This is a genomic window from Streptomyces sp. NPDC059455, from assembly GCF_042750115.1.
Taxonomy (GTDB): domain Bacteria; phylum Actinomycetota; class Actinomycetes; order Streptomycetales; family Streptomycetaceae; genus Streptomyces; species Streptomyces endocoffeicus.
The window spans coordinates 1-1,951 of the sequence record NZ_JBHYVB010000467.1 but is presented as its reverse complement, the minus strand read 5'-3'; the positions used below and the strand labels follow the sequence as shown (position 1 = coordinate 1,951).

General features: G+C 62.6%; 1 protein-coding gene. It reads left to right on the top strand.

The window, feature by feature from the left end; all coding sequences use genetic code 11:
• Window positions 1-675: 675 nt before the first annotated feature.
• Window positions 676-1,951: group II intron reverse transcriptase/maturase (ltrA, locus tag ACFXB5_RS53595; RefSeq protein ID WP_385223338.1), on the top strand; the 1,276-nt coding region annotated here is incomplete at its 3' end.

Here is a 1,951-nt window from a genome sequence, read left to right as displayed (position 1 = left end):
CTCTTGCGACACGAAGTCGCATGTGTTGAGTGGAAGTCACCAAGGAGGTTTGACATCTGTCGAAGGTGAATGTCCCGGGCCAGTGCACATGGCCCGTCCCCGCCCCAGCGTGCGTCGTGAGTAATCGCGGGGTGCGGAGCCTGGGGAAACACCCAAGGACTCTTGTTCCATCCAGGGGTTACAGGTAAGTGGAAGGCCGGACGGGTGAAGAGACTGAACCCTCGATGATGCCTCGTCAATTTCACTCTCGCTCGATGGGATGCACCAGCGGGAGAATAGGGGCCAGCCGTTGGAATGCGGCAGGTGCCGACCTAGGAGAGAGCAGCAGGTCGGGAGTGCACCACCGCTCCCGGGGTACAGAGGGCACCCAACCCGGCCGCATCTCGCACATGCGGAACGTGACAACCCCGATGAGGTCCAGGCGACAGCCTGGTAAGCAGACCGCAAGGAATGCCCAATCCCTCAGCGGGCGCAGGAAGACTCAACAAGCGAATGCCGGTGGCCGAAAGGCAACAGGAAACCGAGGGCCACTTTCAGGCACCTCCGCCGGAGGTCCTCGCATAACTGGCCGGATAGGGGCAGTGCCCCGACCCGAAAGGGTGCTGACGTGGGTCTGGTGAGCCTGCGGAGACTCGATGATCGAGAGCACCGGAACCAAAGGACAAGTTAGACACCATGGCGATATGTGAAGCCGCGACGGTTCAGCCTTCGGCGCTTTCGGTCGGCTCGGTGAACGGACCGGAGGACGTCTTCACCGACTGGGCCGAGATCGACTGGCGGCAGGTCGAAGACGACGTACGGCGGCTTCGGCAGCGCATCTTCGCGGCATCGCAGGCAGGTGACCTGGCCAAGGTCAGGAATCTGCAGAAGCTGATGCTCCGCTCCCGCGCCAACACGCTGATCAGCGTGCGGCGGGTGACGGAGGTCAACGCTGGACGCAAGACGGCGGGCATCGACGGCAGAACGGCGCTGCTGCCCCAGTCCAAGGCTGAACTGGCCGACTGGATGCAGCACCACTCCCGGCCGTGGAGGCCCAAGCCCGTCAAGCGCGCATACGTACCGAAAGGCAATGCAAAATGGCGCCCACTTGGAATTCCCGTGATCGCGGACAGGTGCCTTCAAGCCCTGACGCTCAACGCACTGGAGCCCGAATGGGAAGCACGGTCCGGGCCGAAGACCTACGGTTTTCGCCCCGGCCGTGGCTGTCACGACGCGATCGTAGCCATCCACGAAACGGCCAAAGGCAAAAACGCCAAACGCCTGTGGGTGCTCGACGCCGACTTGAAAGCGGCATTTGACCATATCGACCATAACCACCTGCTCACAGCCCTGGGCACTTTCCCCGGCAGGGGATTGATTGCCGGATGGCTGAAAGCCGGGGTGGTCGAGAAAGGTTGGTTCACACCCACCGAGGAGGGAACTCCGCAAGGGGGCGTGATCAGTCCCACGCTATTGAACATCGCACTGCATGGAATGGATACGGCCGCCGGAGTCCGCTACCAACAACTCAGCAGCAATGCCTCGTTGGTAGCAAAAGGCTCCCCGGTCCTGGTCGTCTACGCCGACGATCTGCTCGCCCTGTGCCACTCACGGGAACAGGCCGAAGAGGTCAAGGCGAGGCTCGCCAAGTGGCTGGCGTCCAGAGGGCTGGTCCTTAACGAGGACAAGACGCGCATTGTCCACCTCGATGAGGGCTGTGACTTTCTGGGATTCAACATCCGCCGGTTCCGTGGCAAGCTGCTGACCAAACCGAGCAAGGCGGCTATGCGGCGCATCCGGGAACGGCTCAGCACCGAGGCCCACGCCCTGCGAGGGGCCAACGCCGAAGTGCTGATCGCCAAGCTCAACCCGATCATCAGAGGCTGGGCTGCCTACTACCGGATCGGGGTGTCCAAGCGAGCGTTCCGTCTGCTGGACCACCACGTGTGGAGGCTCACCTACAAGTGGGCCA